Source organism: Candidatus Flexicrinis affinis, from assembly GCA_016716525.1.
GTDB lineage: Bacteria > Chloroflexota > Anaerolineae > Aggregatilineales > Phototrophicaceae > Flexicrinis > Flexicrinis affinis.
Map to the genome: position 1 here is coordinate 233,356 of JADJWE010000002.1, position 19,771 is coordinate 253,126.

Sequence of the window (19,771 nt, forward strand, 5' to 3'; positions counted from 1 at the left end):
ATCGGCTAGACGTCGAACTCCGCCGGCCACAGAATACGCCCGGGAATGCGCTGCCCGCGCCGCATGAGCGCCAGATAGCTGTCAAACATGCTCGGACTCAGCGCGCGCGCCATGCAGTGCGGGTCCGCATGATATTTCCAGTCCCCGTATTCGCTCAGCACGCGTGCCGATCCGCTGCGCGGATGCAGCGGCAGCACGAGCGGCTTGCCCTGCCCCAACGTCGCTGCGATCTGTACCGATGCGTTGATGTCCCGGGCGAGGAACATGCGCACCTGACCGGGTTCGTCGGCCGACACCCGCGTATAGCCTACGATCTTATCGTCGCGCAGATAAACGCTGCACGTGATCTGCGGGTTCGGGCTCAACCAAGCCGACAAGTCGTCATCGGGAACCACGGACAGGTCGACACCGGCCTCCTCGATCCGCCACAGCGCCATCAATGCCGGTTCGTCACCCGCCTGCACAGGGCGGGGCTCGACGGCGCCCTCGAATAGGTGCAGGGCCGCGCCGGCGCGCAGCGTCAACGACGAGAACCCGAACGCATTTCCGACATAGCCGAAACGCGGGTAGTACGTGTCGTGGCCCAGCAGTACGACGAATGGATAGCCGAGATCACGCGCCAAGTCGTCGCCAGCCCGCATCAGCACCGACCCGACCCCTCGCCCTTGCCATTCCGGCATAACGCCCAACGGCCCGAGGATCAATGCGCGGATGTCCTGCCCCATCACGCGAAACGTGCGCGGCGTATACAGCACATGGCCGACAATATGGCCGCCCGTTTCGGCCACCAGCGACAGTTTCGGCTCGAAATTGAACCGCTGCCGGTGCAGCGCGACAATCTTGGCTTCCGCCTGTCGATTCTCGAAGGCGTAATAGTGGATATCTGCGATGGCGAGGTAGTCGTTGACCGACTCCTGTCGGACGGTGACCGCTGAGGTCGAGAACACGCTTCGCTCCTCCGTGAATCACTCCGTTCCGCCGCAGAGCGACACCGCGGCGGACATGCGTTATCTCCGCTTCAACTGCTCCAGCGCGCGTTCGTAGTCCTCGCGCGAGAGCTGCCCATTCCGGTATGCCGCGTCGAGCTGTGCCTTGAGCACGTCGATCATCGACTGGCCTTGCACACCCGCGTTGGTCGGGTTGAACGGTTGCTCAACGCCGACAATGCGTCGGGCCGAGCGCGACCCGCTGCGCGCAGCCACCAGCGCTCCGATGACGATCAGTGCAATCCCACCGCCGGTCAGCGCAAACGCGCCGATGCTGCCAGTCAGAATGGACCCGATCGGGCCCCCTAACGAGGTGGCCTCCCCGATGATGTTGCCGACGACCGAAGCTGTCACGTCACGCCGTTCGCCTGCGCCGGTGACGCAGTAGTAGAGCGTGGTACGTCCGGTGCCGGACGTCGAGCTTGTCCCTGTTCGCGTGGATGCGCCTTGCTCGATTTCGAGTGTCTCGCCCGGTTGACAGAACTCGTCCGCAGTCGGGTCGGTCACGACACTTTGCGTAAACGAGCCGATATCGCGCATGAAACCGAACGACGAAGCGAATGGCAGCGCCACCCCGACAATCAGCAGAATCACCCCGACAACGACCAGAACGCGGCCCATGGCAACGACCTCGCGCACCCTCCGTATTCGCACAGTATACGACCGGACACCATACCGCGCCGGTCCGATTCGACAATTATTCTTGGCGCGGCATCGGGCGTGAACACCACCGCGTGCAAGATGCCTGTACAATACGGACAGGACTCATTTGCACGCGAAGGACATTGCACCGGTGCCATACATCGCCCTCATCCGGCACTCGATCTCCAAACCGGTTCCGGGTACTTCAGCTCACACGTGGGAACTGACCGATCTCGGCGTACAGCGCTGCGCGCTGCTTGCCGACGCGCTCCGGCCCTATGCGCTTAGCCGATTTGCGTCGAGCGACGAGCCGAAGGCAGTAACCACCGCCGAGATGTTGCAGAAGCACCTTAACGTCGACACACCGTTGATCGTCGAACCGGCGTTTCGGGAAACGCGTCGCGAGTCGGCGGCCTATTTCGACAATCACAGTCTGTTTCGCGCCGCCATTCGCGCGGCGATGGACGATGCCGCACACGTCGTGTTCGGCGAGGAGGCTTTCGATGCCGCACGGGTTCGATTCACCACGGCGTTGGACGCAATCGTCGCTTCACACCCCGCCGAGTCGCTTGGAGCTGTCACGCATGGGACGGTCATGTCGATGGTGCTAGCCCACTGGACCGGCATGGATGCCTATGCGACATGGGCGGCTCTCGAGATGCCGGCGTTCGCCGTTGTCTCCCTTCCGGAACGACACCTCGTCGAATTCAAACCCGTATTGGACTTGCCATGAGCGATTCGATCGATGTGAACGACAACTGGATCCCCTTCCTGACGGTGGCTATTCCGCCAAAGTTCGTGGTCCGGACACTCCGCCCTGCTTCGACATATGCCGCCAGCCGGTTCGGTCAGCAGCCTGAGGCGGACGCGCTCGTCATCGACGTTGTGGAACACGGCGTGTTTGGCAGCGGCGCGCATCCGACCACACAGATGTGCTTGTCGACATTGGCGGAGCTGGTTACACCGGCGAGCCGCGTGCTGGATCTGGGATGCGGATCGGGCATCTTGGGAATTGGCGCAGCACGTCTGGGCGCAGCAAGCGTGCAGGCTGTTGACATTGAGCCGGCCGCCGTGCTGCACACCAAAGACAACGCCGAACGCAACGCCGTGGCCGATCGGATAGACGCTCGCCTCGGCAGCATCGAAGGCGCCGATGGCCCGTTCGACGTGATCGTGGCGAATCTCCTGCTTCCGATCTTCAAGCAGTTGATCGGCCCGATCGCGGACGCACTTGCCCCGCAAGGAAAGGTCATCTGCAGCGGGGTGCTCGAGGTACAGACCGATCGGCTGTCTGCGCTAGCCACAGCCCACGGGTTAACGTTGGTTGAGAGCGTCTCCCAGCGGGGGTGGAGCGCGATGGTCTTCGCGCGTCCATAGCGGCGCCCGGCGAATTCGACGTCAGCAGTCAAAATGGCGCATACAATGTGGAGATGGTCGTAGAGCAACCAGAATCGGGTGCTGGGGCACCGTGCCCCGGCCAACTGGCTGCCGGCCGTGGAGGACTGCGATGAACCCTCGACTCCGCCTGCTCCTGATCGTCATCGCCACTGTTCAAGCCGTGCTGTCCATCGCATTCACAATGCAGGTTCCGGTCGTTACCGGGCTGTGGCCGTTCCCGGGCACGACACCGCTGTCGTTTACGTTCATCGCTTCCATTTTCGGCGCGGCCGCGGCGTCCACAACCTGGTGCGTGTGGATCAACGATCCTGCCCCGCTGGCCGGGATCGCGCTTGACTACATCGTGATCCTCACGCCGGCCACGATCTTCTCGATCACCGTCAACAGTGGCGAAACCAGCACCATCCCGTTCGCGATCGCCTCTGCAATCGGCGTGGCGTTCGGCGTCTGGCTGTTAACCCAATCCTTCACCAAGCCGTACCTTGATACGTACCCGACCCCGCGTCCACTTCTAGTTGCGTTCGTCATCTTCATCGTTGCACTCATCATCGCGGGTGGCGCGCTCGTGCTCGGTACGCCGGGAATCATGCCGTGGCAGATCACGCCGGACCTGTCCGTGCTGTTCGGCGCGATGTTCCTCGGCGCAGCCGCGTACTTCGCATATGCCCTCTACAAGCGTTATTGGGCAAATGCGGGCGGGCAGCTTGCGGGGTTCCTCGTCTACGACTTATTCCTGATCATCCCGTTCTTCCAGCGGTTCGGGACGGTTGCGGAGAACCTGCGTCTGAGTCTCTACATCTATACGGCTGTCGTCACCGTCAGCGCGCTGCTGGCGATATACTATCTGTTCGTCAACGGCCCGACCCGAATACTCCGGCCAACTCGGTAGAAAGCACCCAATATGCAGTGGATCGAAGTCACCGTCACACTCTCACCCGACCTCGCCGATTTGGCCGCCGGTGTGCTCGAAGACTTCGGCCATCAGGGCGTGTCGATCGAACGTGACGACATTCAGCCCGACCACTGGGACGAAGGCGAACTGCCGCCCCCAGACGCATCGATCGTGCGAGCGTACATGGTGGCCGATGCACGCGCCGAAACCGCCCGCCTTGAAATCGACACGGCGCTCGCGGCCTACAACCTGCCCCCGGCTGCGTATCAGCGCGTGGACGACGAGGACTGGGCTGAAGCGTGGAAGGCGCACTATCACACAACACGCATCGGAAACCGCATCGTTATCCGGCCTGTGTGGGAGGAGTATGCGCCCGAACCGGGCGATCTCGTCATCGCACTCGACCCGGGCATGGCCTTCGGTACCGGCACGCACGCGACGACTCGCCTATGCCTGATGTCCATGGAGGAGTTGATGCGCCCCGGCCTGAGCGTGCTTGACCTCGGCTGTGGGTCGGGCATCCTTGCGATCGCCGCCGTGATGCTGGGTGCGGCGCACGTCACCGCCATCGACATCGACCCGGTCGCTGCCGACATCACGCGCGACAACGCCGAGGCCAACCTCGTCGCGGATCGCATCACGGCCATGCAAGGCTCGCTTGAGACGGTACGCACGTCCGCCCGGCGGTTCGACCTGCTGCTGGCGAACATCCTCGCCCGTATCATCATCGAGATGTGCGATCAGGGGCTTGGCGACATCGTGCGTCCGGGCGGCGCGGCGATCTTCAGCGGGATCATTACCGAGCAAGTTACGGACGTGGCAACTGCGCTTGAGCGTGCCGGATACCGCGTCACCCACGTACGCACCGAGGGCGACTGGGTCAGTATCGAGGCGCTGCGGTCCGTCGAACCATGAGCATTCGGGCGTGAGCGTCATCCAAACGTAAGACTCGCGTCGTACTTGCTTTCTGAACACGGACTCGTGCAGAAAGGCAAGCACCACGTGACATATTTGCGACTCTTCGTCCTGATCGTATTCATGTTTACCGTCGCGGCATGCAGCCCGACTGCCCCCGGCGGTACTTCACCGACCACTGCTCCAACCCCCACGACATCGGCCCCGACGGAAGTTCCTGCCACCGACGCGCCCACGGACGCGCCCGCTCCGACCGACGCCCCGGCAGCAAACTTGCCCGCGTGGCAGACGATCCCGCTGGTCGACGCGCGCACGGGCGAGACGTTTACCTTGTCCGACTTCGCCGGCAAGACCGTTTATGTCGAGCCGATGGCGACGTGGTGCACCAACTGCCGGCAGCAAATGCGTAACCTGCGCGACGCCATCGCCACGCTTGGCACCGATGACTACGTGTACATCGGGCTGAGCGTCGAAACGAACATCTCGGCATCCACGTTGGCAAACTATGCCGACAATCAGGACTTCGACTGGACGTTTGCCGTCTTGTCGCCGGAAGCGCTGGTTGCGCTGACCGACGCGTTCGGTCGCACAATCTCCAACCCGCCCTCGACGCCGCACTTTGTCATCCGGCCCGATCTGAGCGCGGGCGAGTTGCAGGCGGGCCGCATCAAATCGGCCGACGAGCTGGTCGACGAGTTAACGGCCGCCAGCGGAGCCTAGCCGGTGATCGCAGAACTCGTGACGGCGTTCGGGCTTGGCACGAGCGCGATATTGACGAACGTCTGCTTGCTGCCGCTGTATCCCGGCTTGATCGCATTCCTCGCCGGCACCGCCAACAACGAACGCGCCCGAAACGCGTCGCGCTGGTTAGGGCTGATCGTGCTGCTGGGCGTGCTGTCGATGATGCTGCTGATCGGCCTGCTGCTGACCATGCTTCAAGCGTCGTTCGGGCAAATCCTCCCGATTCTGCTGCCGGCGCTGTATGTCGGCGTCATCGTATTCGGGATCGTCATGCTGCTCGGACGCAATCCGTTCCTTCGGCTGTCTCTGGCGCAGTCGCCGACCCTGAGCAATCCGTATCTGACGGCCTACGTGTACGGCCTACTGCTCGGGCCGATGACCCTGCCCTGTACCGGACCCATACTGACCGCGGCGTTCCTGCGCGGTGCGGCGGGCGTGGACGCATTCGCCGGCGAGATGCTGTACTTTCTTGCATTCGGCTTCGGTTTCGGTTGGCCGCTGGTGATCCTGCCGTGGATCGCCCTGCCGCTGCAGCGCCAGATCACCAGTTGGCTCACGAAGAATCACGGCGTGCTGACCCGCGCCGCCGGAATCCTGCTCATCGCCATCGGCATCATCGGCATTGTCACCGAGGTCGTCCCGAACATCGGCGTCGCATAGGACCGGCGCGCATCGTAGTGACCACGCTATAATTACGGCCTTTGCAGGCTGTCGCTGCGACCGGTGACCGGAAGCGGCTTTGGGAAGAGTGCGGATGGCATACACTGGGAGCGCGAAACCGCGGGGGACTCTGCTCTCGCTGCTGCATCACCCTGCAGCGTCGGGCACGCTTCTTTTTGCCGTCTGCGCGGGAATCCTCGGCACACTGATCTTCGCGTCAAACGGATTCAATGGCGTGGACGGATACTATCATGCCCGCGTCGCGGACGTGATTATCGTTCAGCGAAGGCTGGCGCTCGACTTTCCGTGGCTGCCCTTGACGATCCTCAGCCCCGAGCGCTTCGTCGATCATCACCTGCTGTATCACCTGTACCTTGCGCCGTTTGCGCACTGGGGTGGCGTCGTCGGTGCGAAGCTCGGCCAGTTAGCGATCGCGTCCGGAGTTTTCGTGGCGTTGTGGGCCGTGCTTCGCGCGTGCCGGGTACACATGCCTGCGTTGTGGACGATTGCGCTGTTCTGCATGTCGTTTCACTTTCTCTACCGTCTCTTGATGATACGTACGCAAGGCGCCGCCTTACTCCTGCTGCTGGTAGCGTGTTACGTGCTTATCCAGCAGCGACGTCATCTTTGGATGCTGCCACTGTCGTTCGCCTTCGTATGGCTGTACAACGGATTCGTGCTCATGCCTGTGTTCGCCGGCATGTACACGGTCGCCGATTGGATCGTCTCACGCCGGCTGAACCCTAGGCCGCTTGTGTACTCGGCAGCGGGACTGGCGCTCGGACTGGTCGTCAATCCGTACTTTCCACAGAATATCGGCTTCATCATCGACCACCTCGGTGCGAAAGTCGACATCGTCGGCAGCGTCGAAGTTGGCAACGAGTGGTATCCGTACAAATGGGATGAACTGCTCATCAGCGTGTTCGGGTCGCTTGTCGCGTTGGGCGCCGGTTTGATCGGATTCGTCTGGCGGCGCGACCTCCGTGATCGTGTTTCGTGGCTGCTGCTGTTCGCGGCGCTGTTGACCCTGTTCATGCTGCTGCGTTCGCGCCGATTCGTGGAATACTACCCAGCCTTCGCGCTCCTGTTTGCCGCGGTGATATGGGGTCGTCCCTCTGCATTCAAGCTGTGGCGCTTTCGTCCCCGCTTGGCAAAGATCGCGGGCGTGCTTACGCTTGTTGCCGGCGCGGTCATGGGTGCGTTCGTGTTCACAGCGACGTACTCGACCATGGCGGACGAGCCAGATGTCAACGCGTTGGCTGGCGCTGCCGACTGGCTAGAAACGAATACACCGGCCGGCGCGCTGATTTTTCAGACCGACTATGACGACTTCACGCGGCTGTTCTTCCACAACACATCGAACACGTACCTGAACGGACTCGACACGACGTACCTGCTGGAAGCCGATCCCGACCTGTGGGAAGCATGGACTCAGATACGCCTCGGCGAGGTCGCGAACCCGTCCGAGGCAATTCTGACAAAGTTCGGTACCCGGTTTATCGTCAGCGGGGTCGAGGCCCAAGCGTTCATCGCACAAGCGGATGCCGATCCGGCGATGCGCGTCGTGTACGAGGACGAGTACGCGCTCGTGTGGGAGATTGCGGAGTAGCACTTCATGCAAGAAATTAGGTGGCCCGCACGAGAAATCGTGCGGGCCGTTTCGTGTTCGTACCAGTTGGCGCGAATCCCCAACCTTATTTCCGCGTGTAAGGCAGATGCATCAATGTATCCCTGTCCGCACAAGGGTCTTTCTCGACCGGCTCTAGTGTCAGCGTCGTGCCGTCGAAGGCCCACGTATACTCCGTGACAGGTATTTGCGAATTCGCGCAGACTCCTGTGCTCTGCCACAACAGGCGATCACCTCGAATTTCGTATGTCGATATGACCATCAACGAGTCGCCCACATAGAACTCGTACGTTCCGTCCGGATAGAACGTCTGCGTGTAGTCTCCTACGACAAACGTACGTGCCGGGAAGCGAACCGGTTGTCCAGTCGCATCGACCGACGCGAAAACCTGTGGCGCTGTGGACGGAGCGCGGCGTGCATCACACGCATCGTACTCCAATACGAACGCAAGCTCGTCAATCACTGTGCGATAGACATGGTATGTGCTCGCCTCAGCGCTCGGGCAGTAAAGCGACGATTCACTGCTGAGCAGCGTGAGCACGTTGCCTTGAAGCGTGTAGGTCCCAAAGTCCTCGGGAGTTTCGTCATCCAGCCCGTCGTAAGCCTGACTCACCATGAATCTAGCGTCGGCGGTGAAACGGAAATGGAACGGTCCGGTCCACTTCCACGTTCCGACCAAGTCGTCAATCGAGGCAATCGGCGTCATTGTCGAGGTGCTATCGCCGATCCGAGCCGATGTGTCGGTATCTGCAAGGACAGCGAGCGGATCTCTACCGTTGAGCGTGTTCAGGAAGACCTGCTCGAACCGGCCTGCATCCGAAGCGACGGCGACCCTGACCACATTGCCATCGGGGTCCGGTGCCGTTCGTCCCGATTCCGTGCCTTCTTTCGTGACGACCGTTACACCCTCCTCTACAATTTGAACGACCTGTGGATCGCTTATGACTGCCGCAGCCATCGGATCCCAAAAGTAATAGCCACCTGAGGATATGAACGGTAGGCTCGCGACCAGCACGTCGTAAACGAAGTCGGCGGCTACAGTCCGTCGATCCAGTTCTAGCCGGCGCACGAAATCCACGGTGACTCGTGCATCGTTGGTGGCGTCAAGCGGGACAAGAGTTACCGGCACACCGGATTCGACCACTTCGGCTGCCGCCAGAGGATCGACGTAGATGTTCCATTCGCCACGGTAGTTGTGTTGTACGTATGGGGTCAGATTTCCCATCACGTGGACAGCCCCACCCATGACGACAACGTGTGAAATCTGTCCAATAAGGTCGGGCCGCGAACGCAAGAAGTCTGCGACGTTCGTAAGCGGGCCGAGCGTGAGTAAGGTTACTGGGGCGGCGCGTTCCTCCACAGTCTCCGCGATCAGTTCAACAGCGCTGATCTGGACCGCGTCGCGCGGATTCGCTGCGAGGCTCAGCCCAGCCATGGTATCCACGTGCGAGCGCCACACTGCGGGGAACGTGTGCTCGCCTTGCAGCGGCGCTTCACGCCCACAAGCTACGGGAATGTCTCCGTGGCCGAGGGTTTCGAGCAGGTTCATCGCGTTGCGGACGCCGGGGTCGCAGTGCGCCTCCCCTGTGCCGGCAATCGTGACGGCCCGCACATCGACCGCAGGCGACTGAAGGAGGAAGGCGATCGCCATCCAGTCGTCCTGCGCCATGTCGGTGTCGATGATGAGGGGAACAGTGGTCTCGGCTGATTGAGCGTATGCCGGGACCATCGTGAGAACCAGTACGAGCAGCGTAATCGTCAGGCCACGCCAGTTCATGAGAAGCTCCTTGTACGGACTCTAACGGTGTGACGCGCTTGCCGCGCCGGACACATTGTCCAAAGGCCGCATATAGGCAGTGTATTGATCTGTCTACTCGGAAACAAACGTGCTCGACGCCGTTGTCGGCCGGGCGGTGTATCTGGCGCGCATGAGGGGTGGCGGCAAGGGGTGCCACGTCCATAGGCGCGCGGGTGAAGAAGCGTTACCGGCTTTTCGCTATGCACCCTTCTTCGCTTCCTTACAATGACGGGTCAATACCGTGCTGGCCCGAATGTCATCGCGGAAACTCCGCCAGAATACCTGCAACAACGCAGAATAGTCGGCGCCGTTCCGCCCCACAGTGTTCGATCGGGATTCATTGCCACAAGGTGTGAGGTGTCTCGTACATTGCGATACGATGCGGACACCTCATTCAAGCGTATCCTTCGCTCCGCGATCTATGCCGCAGCCACATAACATAGAGTGTAACATCGCGTCGCTTGAGATATGAGTCCATACCTTACTCTTGATCCGAGAACTGCCGACCGTGCGGTGCCATGTAGGGGCGGCTCGCTCGGTTTGCGCTCTCGTGAGTTTGTCTTGACGTGATCGACGGACACTGATACACTGCGGAGCGTTACGGCCCCATCGTCTAGCGGTCTAGGACACCACCCTTTCAAGGTGGATACACGGGTTCGAGTCCCGTTGGGGTCATGAATCGCTTCATCACTTTCCAGTGTGGTGAAGCGATTTTTGGTTCCCTCAGGCTCCCCGTGACTGTCTGATCCGTCCTCCGGATCGTCAGGCCCCTCGTCATCGTCAAACAGCTCTGCTCGCAGACACAGATACTGATCCGCCCACGGATGCAAGCGAAAGTCTACGATTCTTCCATCATCCAGGTCAACGACAAGGTACTCAAACAGACTTGCAGCGAGCCGAGATCGATCGTCGCTGTCAGCCTCTCCCCACAGGTCGATCAGTTGGCTCAATGCCGCCATCACGTGTTCCAGCTCGAGCGCCTTCTTCTGGTGATCCGTCGTCCGCGCTTCCCAGAACGCAATCTGTCGTTCACGGTCGGCCCGATCCCGATAAAACTCCTCCGCCGTAATGACCGCGTTCTTATACAGGTCCAGCAGATTCGCCATCTGCTGCTTCAGGACGGCGATGGCCGCCCGCCTTTCGGACTCGAAGTCCTCGCGTTCTGCGTCGGCCTGACTCGTCCGCAGCGCCAGTTCCAACATGAGCTGATGGACTTCGGGCTTCAACGTCATGAGCTGCACGAGCCGCAGGAAGTCGCCTTCGATCTCGTCTGCGCGCACCGATCGCCGCTTACACCCGCAGCGTACGCCTTCCGCGTGCCGGTAGCGCGGACGATCCATGTTCGTCCCGCTCAGGCGCGATCTGCGTCGCAGATTGCCTTCCTCGCGCGATATTGCTTCGCATCTGGCGCAGTACAGCAGCCGGAGCAGGCCGTACGGGTAGACTCGATCGACCGATCCGGTCGGGCGCGTCGTCATACTACGCTGCTCCTGCACTCGAGCCACCCGCCGCAGAAGATCCAGGTTGAACACGGCGCGCCCGGTATCGTACAAGATCGCGGCATTGTCCTCGGTTTCGTGCGCCACTCGCTCCTTGGCCCGACCATCCGTCACGATGCCTGCGTACTCACGCCAATTGGCGACGACGCGGCGCACGTCGTCACTGCTGAACAGTCGCGGAGTCCCCCACCGATCCCGGAACGCCCATCCTTCGCGGGTGAGCGATTTGGCGATTCGGCTGTAACCACCCTTGTTCTCGGCGTATAGCTCGAGGACCCGTCGGGCTGCTTCGTGGTAGCTCCGCCACACGACTCCCTCAACTAAGGATTCGGCGCCGCTCTCCCCACCTTGCCATCCGCCTGCGGGCAGTTTCCACGCGCCGGCCGATGACGGAATGAGATAGCCATCCGCGTTGCGTACTGTCCCGAACGGCGGCATCCCGACCGTGATCTGCCTGCTCTTGCGGTGCCGGATGCTGTCGCTGGCCCGCCGCGATCCGTCTAGCGCGTACATCTCATCGATGAACGCCTGCATGAACAGGCTCATCCGTCCGTCCGGCGTCTTGATGTCCATCATGCGGTCGGACACCGCGACGTACAGTTTCACGTCGCTGCTGGAGAGCTCGTCGAACAGCTTCAAGGCGCGCCACGTATTGCGCATGGCTCGTGAGGTATCGTTGACCGCCAAGACGGCGACGTCCGGGTCATTGACGCGCGCCTTCAGAAGCAGCCACTGTGGACGGTTGCTCTCCTTCGTCCCGGACTTGTGCTTCTCGGCATCGGCGTACCACTCGGGTATCCAGCCGTACTTGTCACAAGCCGCTTGTAGGTTGGCGCGTTGCCGTTCGGGGCTCTTGAGGTCGGACTCGTTCTTCGTTTGGGAAAGGCGGATGTAACAGAGGGCGACGCGACGATCGATGTGCGAAGGAGGGTTCCGTTTCATGACAGACTCCGTAGATAGCAAATGGCGCGCCCCCTGCCGACCTGCTAGAGTCTGTCGGTAGGTCGTGCGCTAGGACGATTAGTGCAGGACCAGAACGCCGAGGTGTTGACCGCACTTCGGCGTTCGCTTTGGATGCACTCACAGTAATCCGATCGCGAATCCGTGTCAAGTCTTCACGGCGTGCCGATCGCCGTTGAGTTGACGCACGAGCAGCTCGCTTACGACCTGCAGGAAGTGCGCCAATCCATCGACAACCGACTGTTCAGAATAGCCGCCTTCACCTGACAATTCGGACATCTGCTCACCGATCTGTTGGGCGAATCGCTGGAATACTTCGGCTTCGGGGACGCAATAGACAATCTGAACCGATGTGAGATTTGTTTCGTGCGCGGCGCCGTTGTCGTTGTGCTGGTCTCTAGTCGTACGAACCAAGGTGTCCCTCATTGATATCTGGACAACTCAGTCTGTCATATCGCGGTCCGCCAACCTGTCGATTTTTCGACTTTCTGCAGAGTAGTTTTTCAGTTCCGGTTCAATTCTTCCGTCGCGTGTAGATGACGCTTTGACCGTATCCCCGTTTACTATGGCGGTACGGCAGCTCTGACTGTCTCGGCATTTTTGGCATAGCTAGCCATTGGCCTGAACGGCGTGTCTATCTGGCTTGGACGACCGCATTCGCAAAGACCAGACAGATTGTAAGTCCCGATCGGCCCATCATACGCCGATTCGCGCCACACGACCTTCGAACGCACGCAGGTGCGTTCGCTGGGCGGGGACGCTCCCGCCCACGTGCCACATCGCACCGCAAGGCGCGATGTGGGTGCGCCACGTAGAGGCGCACGTCAGCCCCCACCGGCGCCTGAGGTGGCAAGCTTTTAGCTTGCTACGATCCCGCCGATCCGCCAGCCTCGCTGACGGGAACCTCGGCAGCCTCCAATGCGCCTGTCAACGACGGCTGCATTGCGGCGGGAGCGTGGCATCGCGCCAGCGATGCGGTGCCGCGTCAAGCGGCGCCATGGCCGCCGTGCCACCCATGGCCTACCGGTTTACCAACAAACGCCAGGCGACCGGTCACCGCAGCAGAGCGTGACGGCGCCTCCATAGTTCACCACGATCGCATCTACCCTACTCGCACAGGGCAGCGGCAGATCGCACTGCACGTGCCATGCGTGGTGTCTCCTGGAATCAAAAAGTCCCCGGTTGACCGAGGGCTGTTCGAGTGATGTGTCGGGATCGGCTAGCCGGCATGCCGCAGCAGGTTCTGCCGCGCAATGGCTGAACGTCCATTGATAATGCGGATACACACGTTGGTATCCAGCAGGTAGGTCATTCCATCGTCTCGCGTTCTTCAAACACCCTGATCGGGGCGAATAACCATATCATCCGCATCGATCGCGTCGATGGCTTCAAAGTAGCGGGCGGGCCACCCCCGTTCGACGACCGCTTGCTTGGTCATCGGATGCAAGACAACGAGCACTTCAACGGCATGATTGGCCAGGTGTGTCGGCACTTCAAGGCGCAGTGTTCCGGTCTCATCGATGTGTGTGGTGAGCTTGATCGTTTCCATCGCGCAGCACTTTCTTTCATTCCTCGGCCCGATTATATCCCGCTTTCCGGCAGGCAGATGACGCGCTGTGCCACATGATGCGCAAGCTCGGCGGCCGCCTGAGCGTCGCTGGTGCGGAAGATAAACGTCGTCACCATGCCGTCGCAGTTCGGCACAACAACGCCCCACCCCCAGCACGCCGGGGCAGCCCCGCCGGCGACCCGAAGGGCGACCGGTGCGCGGCTGAGCGCAGCGGCATCAGCCCGCGCCGCGCACCGAGTCGAAGCCGCCCGCGGCTTTCGCCGGTGGGGTGGCGTGCTACATTGCGTGGCGCGTTGCACCGGAGATGCACGGGACGGGGCGGGCATATGCGACGTGGCTGATGCGGCGCGGAATAGGGCGGAGTGCCTGCGGTCGACCGGGAATCGCCCTCGACCTCAACCCCCGAAAGACGTCGTTATGCGATAAAATAGGCGGGTACGTATACCGGCACCCGCCTAGAAAGCACGCATGAACGACCGCATCAGCCAGGACGAAATCAACGCCATCCTGTGGAAGGCGTGCGATACCTTCCGCGGCACCATCGACCCCAGCGAGTACAAGAACTACATCCTCGTGATGCTGTTCCTCAAGTACATCAGCGACGTGTGGCGCGACACCTACGCCCAGAAGATGGCGCAGTACGACGGCGACGAGACGCGTGTCCAACGGCAGATGAGCCGCGAGCGCTTCGTGCTGCCGGAAGGCGCCGACTTCTACACCCTGTACGACAAGCGCAACGACGCCAACCTCGGCGAGGAGATCAACAAGGCGCTGGAGGCGATCGAGCACGACAACAAGTCCAAGCTCGAAGGCGTGTTCCGCAACATCGACTTCAACAGCGAGGCCGCGCTGGGGCGCACCAAGCAGCGCAACGACCGCCTCAAGAACCTGCTCGAAGACTTCAACGACCCGCGCCTAGACATGCGCCCGTCGCGCATCAACGGGCTGGACATCATCGGCAACGCCTACGAATACCTGATCGGCAAGTTCGCCAGCGGCGCAGGCAAGAAGGCCGGCGAGTTCTATACCCCGCCCGAGGTGAGCAGCCTGCTGGCCGACCTGCTCGACCCGCAGCCCAACGATCGTATCTATGATCCGGCGTGCGGCTCCGGCTCGCTGCTGATCAAGTGCGTCGACCACATCCGGCGCACCGGCAGCGACGACTACGCCGCCTATGCGCAGGAGGTCAACGGATCGACGTGGGCGCTGTGCATGATGAACATGTTCCTGCACAACATCAACGTGACGCGCGACAACGTCCACTGGGGTGACACGCTCAAAGACCCGCAGCACCTGAACGGCATGAACCTGATGCGCTTCAACGTGGTGGTCGCCAATCCGCCGTTCTCGCTGGACAAGTGGGGCGCGGATGCCGCCGCCCATGACCGCTTCGGGCGCTTCCACCGCGGCGTGCCCCCGGCCAGCAAGGGCGACTACGCCTTCATCACCCACATGATCGAGATCGACCTACGGACCCGCCACGCACAACGGGCGCGTCGGCGTGATCGTCCCGCACGGCGTGCTGTTCCGCGGCGGCGCCGAGGGGCGCATCCGGCAAGCCCTGATCGACGAGAACCTCCTCGATGCCGTGATCGGCCTGCCGGAGAACCTGTTCTACGGCACCGGCATCCCCGCCGCGATCTTGCTCTTCAGGCGCAGCCGGCCGGACGACCGCGTGATCTTCATCGACGCCAGCCGCGAGTTCAAGCAGGGGACGACGCAGAACGTGCTGCGCGACGAGGACCGGCAGAAGATCGCGCAGACCTACCGCGCGCGCCAGTTCGTGGAGAAGTACGCCTACGTCGCCACGCGCGACGAGATCGCCGCCAACGACTACAACCTGAACATACCGCGCTATGTCGACACCTTCGAGGCCGAGCCGCCGGTGGACATGCGCGCCGTGAACGCGGAGATCCGCGATCTGCGCGGCACGCTGGCCGACGTCGAAGCGCGGATGCAGGGCTACCTCGCGGAGTTGGAGCTGGATGAGTAGCGTACCGCCAGGCTGGACAATCGAGCGGTTTGGCGATCACATTGAGTTCGCTCAAAACGGCTTCAGTCGCCGCGAGACCGTGTCAGAATTTGGCCCGATAGTCCTTCGGATTGCCAACATTACCGGCGGTCGGATTTCACTCCATGAGATAAGCCAATATGAGATGACCGATGAGGAGCTCAGTACATATCGTCTGAAGCCCGGCGATCTGCTGTTCGTTCGCGTTAACGGCAGTGCGCAATACATTGGCCGGTGTGCACTCGTGGGCAATTGGAGTGTGCCGATGGCCTTTGATGAAAACATTATTCGGCTGAGAGCTGCAAAGACATACTCGCCCAAGTTCCTCTACTACCTTCTCAGCAGCCCGCTAGTACGGTCCAGGCTCTTGGCCGAAATCAACTGGAGTACTGGCGGCCAATTCACAATTAGCCAGCCAATTCTGAAGTCGCTGAAGCTCCCCCTCCCGCCCCTCCCCGAGCAGCGGAAGATCGCGGCGATCCTCAGCACGTGGGACGAGGCGATCGGGACGGTCGAGGCGCTCATCGCCGCGCTGAAACGCCGCAAACAGGGGCTCATGCAGCGCCTGCTCACCGGCGAGGTGCGCTTTCCGGGGTTCACCGAGCCGTGGCGGGAGGTTCGGTTGGGGGAAGCATTGGCTCAAGTACAAAGACCAACTCGAACTTCAACTGACGGATCCTATCGATTGATAGGTGTCCGATGGTACGTTGCTGGAGTTCATATTCATGATACTAGGGATGGCGGTGATATCGTTACAGCGTCCCTGAGTCAGGTCAGAACTGATGACATTACTTACAACAAGATGTGGGTATCGAAGGCAGCGTTTGGAGTCGTTCCGCAAGAATATGACGGCGCTTTCTGCACGTCAGAATATCCACTATTTCGAGCAGAATCCGACTATTTGGTTACGGACTACATGGGCTACCTCTTTTTTGATCGCAAGTTTCAAAAGGTGGCAACTGATCTATGTCGAGGCACCACCGGCAGAGTTCGCCTTGACCCTGCCGATTTCCTCAGGATAGAGGTGCTACTACCTAGACCCGATGAGCAGGTGATGATCACAAACTTGCTAAAGTCGGTCGATGAAACAATTCAAGGTCGCGAAGTCTATTTGAGCCGCCTCCGCGAACAGAAGCGCGGGTTGATGCAGCGGCTGCTCACGGGTGATGTGCGGGTGAAGGTGTGACACGAAAACAGGAGTTCAGTACAGCGCTTCGGCGCTTCCTGTTCTCACTAAAGCTCGTGTCAATTCGCGAGTCAGCGAAGCAACGAGCCTCGGGTGAGTTACAGCAGTTGTGTTTTCTGCACACGTATGATGCAGACCATAAGCTACTCGTTGCACCGAGAAGTGAATGGGTCGATCTACTTGCGAAGGTTGAAGAGTTGTTCGAAGGTCGGGTTGGCCGAAAGCTGATCAATTGGGAGATTGAGAAGCGGATATGTGACAACCTTGAGCAACCGTTCTCGAAAGAGAGCCTCAAGAAGATTTGTGAAGGCGTCTACCGGACCGCGTTGGCTCACTATGCACACGCCGGGGAGGCCCTGTTGCCACTCTACAACGTCACGTTTCGCGGACTGCCAGAGCTACGGCTCGCCAATTCGCACCTGTGTACAGCCCAGCCGGATTCCCTTTTTGTTCTACACATAACTCGTCTCAAGGAAGACTTTCCACAGCCAGAGGCGACATGCTTCTTGCGTATTCCGGTTACAGGAGATCATGAGAACCAGGAACGTAGCGCCATCGAAGAGGCTTCAAAAGCGCTTGCTGTTCTTCGTTTCGTTTCTATGTGGCGCCCCAGAGCGAACGGAAACCTTGAAGTAAGGGTCAATCCCGCGACTGACGTGAACTATTTTGGCCGCCGTCAATACGCGGTCGTATTTCACAACCCAGAGAAACCAGATGCGAGTCCTGGCTACACTGGCCGACTGGCTCTTTTTCATGACATCAACGCTAAGGATGTTGAGATTGCCAAGCAGCTATACGGACTTGAAGAAATCAATCACCACTTTGCCCAGACTGCTAATCCCGTCTCACGCCAGATCACCAGAGCGCTGGAACATTACGATAGCGGCGTGCTCGCTGCATCCAGATACCATGCTGTCTACCGATATGTTGTAAGCATAAATGTCGCGATGCCAACATCTGCTACCAAAGAGACTGATCTCAAGAGTCAATTCCGGAACCTCGTCGAGTACGGCGGGAACTTCGTTCGCACGCTCAAGGGCGACGGCAACAAATCCGACACGGATGTTCAGGGCTGGCCCGCGATTATTGACTGGGCAGAACGCACGTTTGTGAAATTTTACAGGTTGAGAGGGCAGATTTTGCACGGACATGATATCTCGGAGCCAGTATCAGATGAAGACGTTCAGGACGTACGAACTCTTGCACACAATTCGATTCGACTGATGGCATCGCTTGCGAGAAAGTTTGACTGGAAGACAAAGAGCCAAGTGAAGAATTGGTTTAAGAATCCATGTTTACCGCCAGAATCTTGACCACGACATGCGATCTTCCTTGAAGCTGCAAACTTGAATTCGGAGCCGGAAGGATGACCAACTACAGCACCATAGAGCGCGATTTCATCAAGCGTACGCTGGAGATCATCGACCAGTACGAGAAACTCGCGCGCGCCGTGCCGCCGCCCGAAAACCAGTACGAAGTCACGCTGCTGCTCAACTGCCTATTGGGGCTGCTGGTGTATCCGCAGCAACTTGCAGGAGACAATCATGAAAGTCGATTTGAGGGTTGGCTCACAAGCGATCTGTTCGTTGATGTGCATAAGGAGTGGGGTTTGGATCCCGAGGATTTAATAAGCCCCGAATACAAACTGAATAACAAGAGACCGCGGACCGAGTTCGCCATTACAGTCGATCAGCTCACCATGCGTAACTTGGTACGTCAGCTGCGCAATACCATCGCTCATGCTCGGTTCAGTGACCCAAAGCGCGAAGAGTCTGGGCACATCACACATGTCGAATTCAAGGATGACGATGATCCAGAGCGGCCCGGCGGCTTCCATTTACGCCTGCCTGTAGAGCGCCTTGAAGCGTTTGTCCGTAAGCTGGCCGCCTCCGCACTCGAACGGTTGGAGGTCCGATAGGGAACAACATGGGTGACATCAAGCTGTTCGACCTGACAGGCGGAACCGTACGCGAATTGCAGGGCAGCCCGGTCGCGGTCGAGAAGTCGCTGCAAACGCTGATCGAGACTCATCTGGAGACGTTTCTCGGCATCCGCTTCGTCGCGTCGGAGTACATCACCGGCAAGACGCACGGCGGGCGCATCGACACGCTCGGCCTCGATGAGAACGGCTTCCCGGTCATCATCGAGTACAAGCGCGCGCTCAACGAGAACGTCATCAATCAAGGGCTTTTCTATCTCGATTGGCTGCTCGATCACAAGGCGGAGTTCGAAAAGGTGGTCGCGGGCCGCCTCGGCGGTGACGCGGCCGCCGGCATCGACTGGAGCAGCCCGCGCCTGCTGTGCATCGCCGGAGACTTCACGCGCTACGATGAGCACGCCGTCCTTCAGATCGGCCGCAACATCGAGCTGATCCGCTACCGGCGCTATGGCGCTACGCATCTGCTGCTGGAGCTGGTCAACGCGATTACGACCCTGTCGACGCGCCAAGTCACGGCTCAACCCTCTCCAACGGTGAACTCTTCCGGCAACAATGCAGCCCGCAAGAAGACCGTTTCCGATTACCTCGAACAGTCACCCGACACCCTCAAAGACCTGTATCAACAGCTCCGCGACTTCGCGATGTCTCTCGGAGACGAAGTTCAACTGCGTGAGAAGCAGGAGTATCACGCGTATCGGCGGCTACGGAATTTCCTGTGTGTCATCGTTCATCCGCGTGACCACCGGCTTGTGCTGATGCTTAAGGTCAATCCCGACACGGTCGAGCTTGAAGACGGGTTCACGAAGGACGTGCGCGGCACGGGGGAATACAGCGGCGATCTGGAAGTGCGCATCTATGATGCAGCCGGCCTCGAACGCGCCAAGCCGCTCATCCTCAAGAGCTACGAAATCAGTTAGGCGAACCAACCTGATAGAATCGGAACTATG

The 19,771-nt window shown here is 60.2% G+C and carries 17 protein-coding genes, 1 tRNA gene and 2 pseudogenes; 14 read left to right on the top strand and 6 right to left on the bottom strand.

Translation table 11 applies throughout. The features are described 5' to 3' along the window. Positions 1-5: 5 nt before the first annotated feature. Both IPM16_10175 and IPM16_10180 read right to left on the bottom strand, forming a co-directional pair. A complete protein-coding gene (locus tag IPM16_10175; GenBank protein ID MBK9123469.1) occupies positions 6-947 on the bottom strand; it encodes an N-acetyltransferase in 942 nt (313 codons plus the stop codon). A 60-nt stretch (positions 948-1,007) separates the two neighbouring features. Beyond that, positions 1,008-1,607, bottom strand: a complete 600-nt coding sequence (locus tag IPM16_10180; protein MBK9123470.1) for a hypothetical protein — start codon at positions 1,605-1,607, stop codon at positions 1,008-1,010. 172 nt (positions 1,608-1,779) lie between these two features. Here IPM16_10180 and IPM16_10185 point away from each other — a divergent pair, with 172 nt between their 5' ends. The 7 genes from IPM16_10185 to IPM16_10215 all read left to right on the top strand — a co-directional run bounded on the left by IPM16_10185 (position 1,780) and on the right by IPM16_10215 (position 7,843). Then, positions 1,780-2,361 (top strand): histidine phosphatase family protein, encoded by a 582-nt coding sequence (locus IPM16_10185; GenBank protein MBK9123471.1) that lies wholly within the window; start codon positions 1,780-1,782, stop codon positions 2,359-2,361. Next, the gene (locus IPM16_10190; GenBank protein ID MBK9123472.1) at positions 2,358-3,005 is read left to right on the top strand and encodes a 50S ribosomal protein L11 methyltransferase; all 648 of its coding nucleotides are present in this window, start codon (positions 2,358-2,360) and stop codon (positions 3,003-3,005) included. The genes IPM16_10185 and IPM16_10190 overlap by 4 nt, the downstream gene beginning before the upstream one ends. Positions 3,006-3,135: 130 nt before the next feature. Then, positions 3,136-3,915 (top strand): hypothetical protein, encoded by a 780-nt coding sequence (locus IPM16_10195; GenBank protein ID MBK9123473.1) that lies wholly within the window; start codon positions 3,136-3,138, stop codon positions 3,913-3,915. A 12-nt stretch (positions 3,916-3,927) separates the two neighbouring features. Continuing rightward, positions 3,928-4,833, top strand: a complete 906-nt coding sequence (prmA, locus tag IPM16_10200) for a 50S ribosomal protein L11 methyltransferase (protein ID MBK9123474.1) — start codon at positions 3,928-3,930, stop codon at positions 4,831-4,833. Between the two features lie 87 nt (positions 4,834-4,920). Beyond that, positions 4,921-5,553 (top strand): TlpA family protein disulfide reductase, encoded by a 633-nt coding sequence (locus IPM16_10205; GenBank protein ID MBK9123475.1) that lies wholly within the window; start codon positions 4,921-4,923, stop codon positions 5,551-5,553. Between the two features lie 3 nt (positions 5,554-5,556). Continuing rightward, the gene (locus tag IPM16_10210; GenBank protein ID MBK9123476.1) at positions 5,557-6,234 is read left to right on the top strand and encodes a hypothetical protein; all 678 of its coding nucleotides are present in this window, start codon (positions 5,557-5,559) and stop codon (positions 6,232-6,234) included. A gap of 94 nt (positions 6,235-6,328) precedes the next feature. Then, the gene (locus IPM16_10215) at positions 6,329-7,843 is read left to right on the top strand and encodes a hypothetical protein (protein MBK9123477.1); all 1,515 of its coding nucleotides are present in this window, start codon (positions 6,329-6,331) and stop codon (positions 7,841-7,843) included. Positions 7,844-7,928: 85 nt separating this feature from the next. Here the strand turns inward: IPM16_10215 and IPM16_10220 are convergent, their stop codons facing one another. After that, positions 7,929-9,638 carry a nucleoside hydrolase gene (locus IPM16_10220; protein ID MBK9123478.1) on the bottom strand — a complete coding sequence of 570 codons (1,710 nt, stop codon included), beginning with the start codon at positions 9,636-9,638 and terminating at the stop codon, positions 7,929-7,931. 623 nt (positions 9,639-10,261) lie between these two features. Between IPM16_10220 and IPM16_10225 the strand changes: the two genes are divergently transcribed. After that, positions 10,262-10,334, top strand: a tRNA-Glu gene (locus tag IPM16_10225). Positions 10,335-10,483: 149 nt separating this feature from the next. Then, positions 10,484-11,425: a hypothetical protein gene (locus IPM16_10230; protein MBK9123479.1), complete on the top strand. Its 942-nt coding sequence runs from the start codon at positions 10,484-10,486 to the stop codon at positions 11,423-11,425. Positions 11,426-11,611: 186 nt separating this feature from the next. Here IPM16_10230 and IPM16_10235 read toward each other — a convergent pair. The 3 genes and pseudogenes from IPM16_10235 to IPM16_10245 form a co-directional block, all read right to left on the bottom strand. Then, positions 11,612-12,100 (bottom strand): annotated as a pseudogene (locus tag IPM16_10235) (recombinase family protein). A 165-nt stretch (positions 12,101-12,265) separates the two neighbouring features. Then, positions 12,266-12,532: a hypothetical protein gene (locus tag IPM16_10240; protein ID MBK9123480.1), complete on the bottom strand. Its 267-nt coding sequence runs from the start codon at positions 12,530-12,532 to the stop codon at positions 12,266-12,268. Positions 12,533-13,448: 916 nt separating this feature from the next. Continuing rightward, positions 13,449-13,667 (bottom strand): hypothetical protein, encoded by a 219-nt coding sequence (locus IPM16_10245; protein MBK9123481.1) that lies wholly within the window; start codon positions 13,665-13,667, stop codon positions 13,449-13,451. 489 nt (positions 13,668-14,156) lie between these two features. Between IPM16_10245 and IPM16_10250 the strand changes: the two are divergent. The 5 genes and pseudogenes from IPM16_10250 to IPM16_10270 all read left to right on the top strand — a co-directional run bounded on the left by IPM16_10250 (position 14,157) and on the right by IPM16_10270 (position 19,741). Continuing rightward, positions 14,157-15,681, top strand: a pseudogene (locus tag IPM16_10250) (type I restriction-modification system subunit M). Then, positions 15,674-16,885, top strand: coding sequence for a restriction endonuclease subunit S (locus IPM16_10255; protein MBK9123482.1), 1,212 nt, complete (start codon positions 15,674-15,676; stop codon positions 16,883-16,885). The pseudogene IPM16_10250 and the gene IPM16_10255 overlap by 8 nt, the downstream one beginning before the upstream one ends. Then, positions 16,882-18,198, top strand: a complete 1,317-nt coding sequence (locus IPM16_10260; protein ID MBK9123483.1) for a hypothetical protein — start codon at positions 16,882-16,884, stop codon at positions 18,196-18,198. The genes IPM16_10255 and IPM16_10260 overlap by 4 nt, the downstream gene beginning before the upstream one ends. 53 nt (positions 18,199-18,251) lie before the next feature. Then, on the top strand, positions 18,252-18,803 hold the full coding sequence (locus tag IPM16_10265) for a hypothetical protein (protein MBK9123484.1): 552 nt from the start codon (positions 18,252-18,254) through the stop codon (positions 18,801-18,803). A gap of 8 nt (positions 18,804-18,811) precedes the next feature. Then, complete coding sequence (locus IPM16_10270; protein ID MBK9123485.1) at positions 18,812-19,741, top strand: DUF91 domain-containing protein; 930 nt, start codon at positions 18,812-18,814, stop codon at positions 19,739-19,741. Positions 19,742-19,771: the final 30 nt, after the last annotated feature.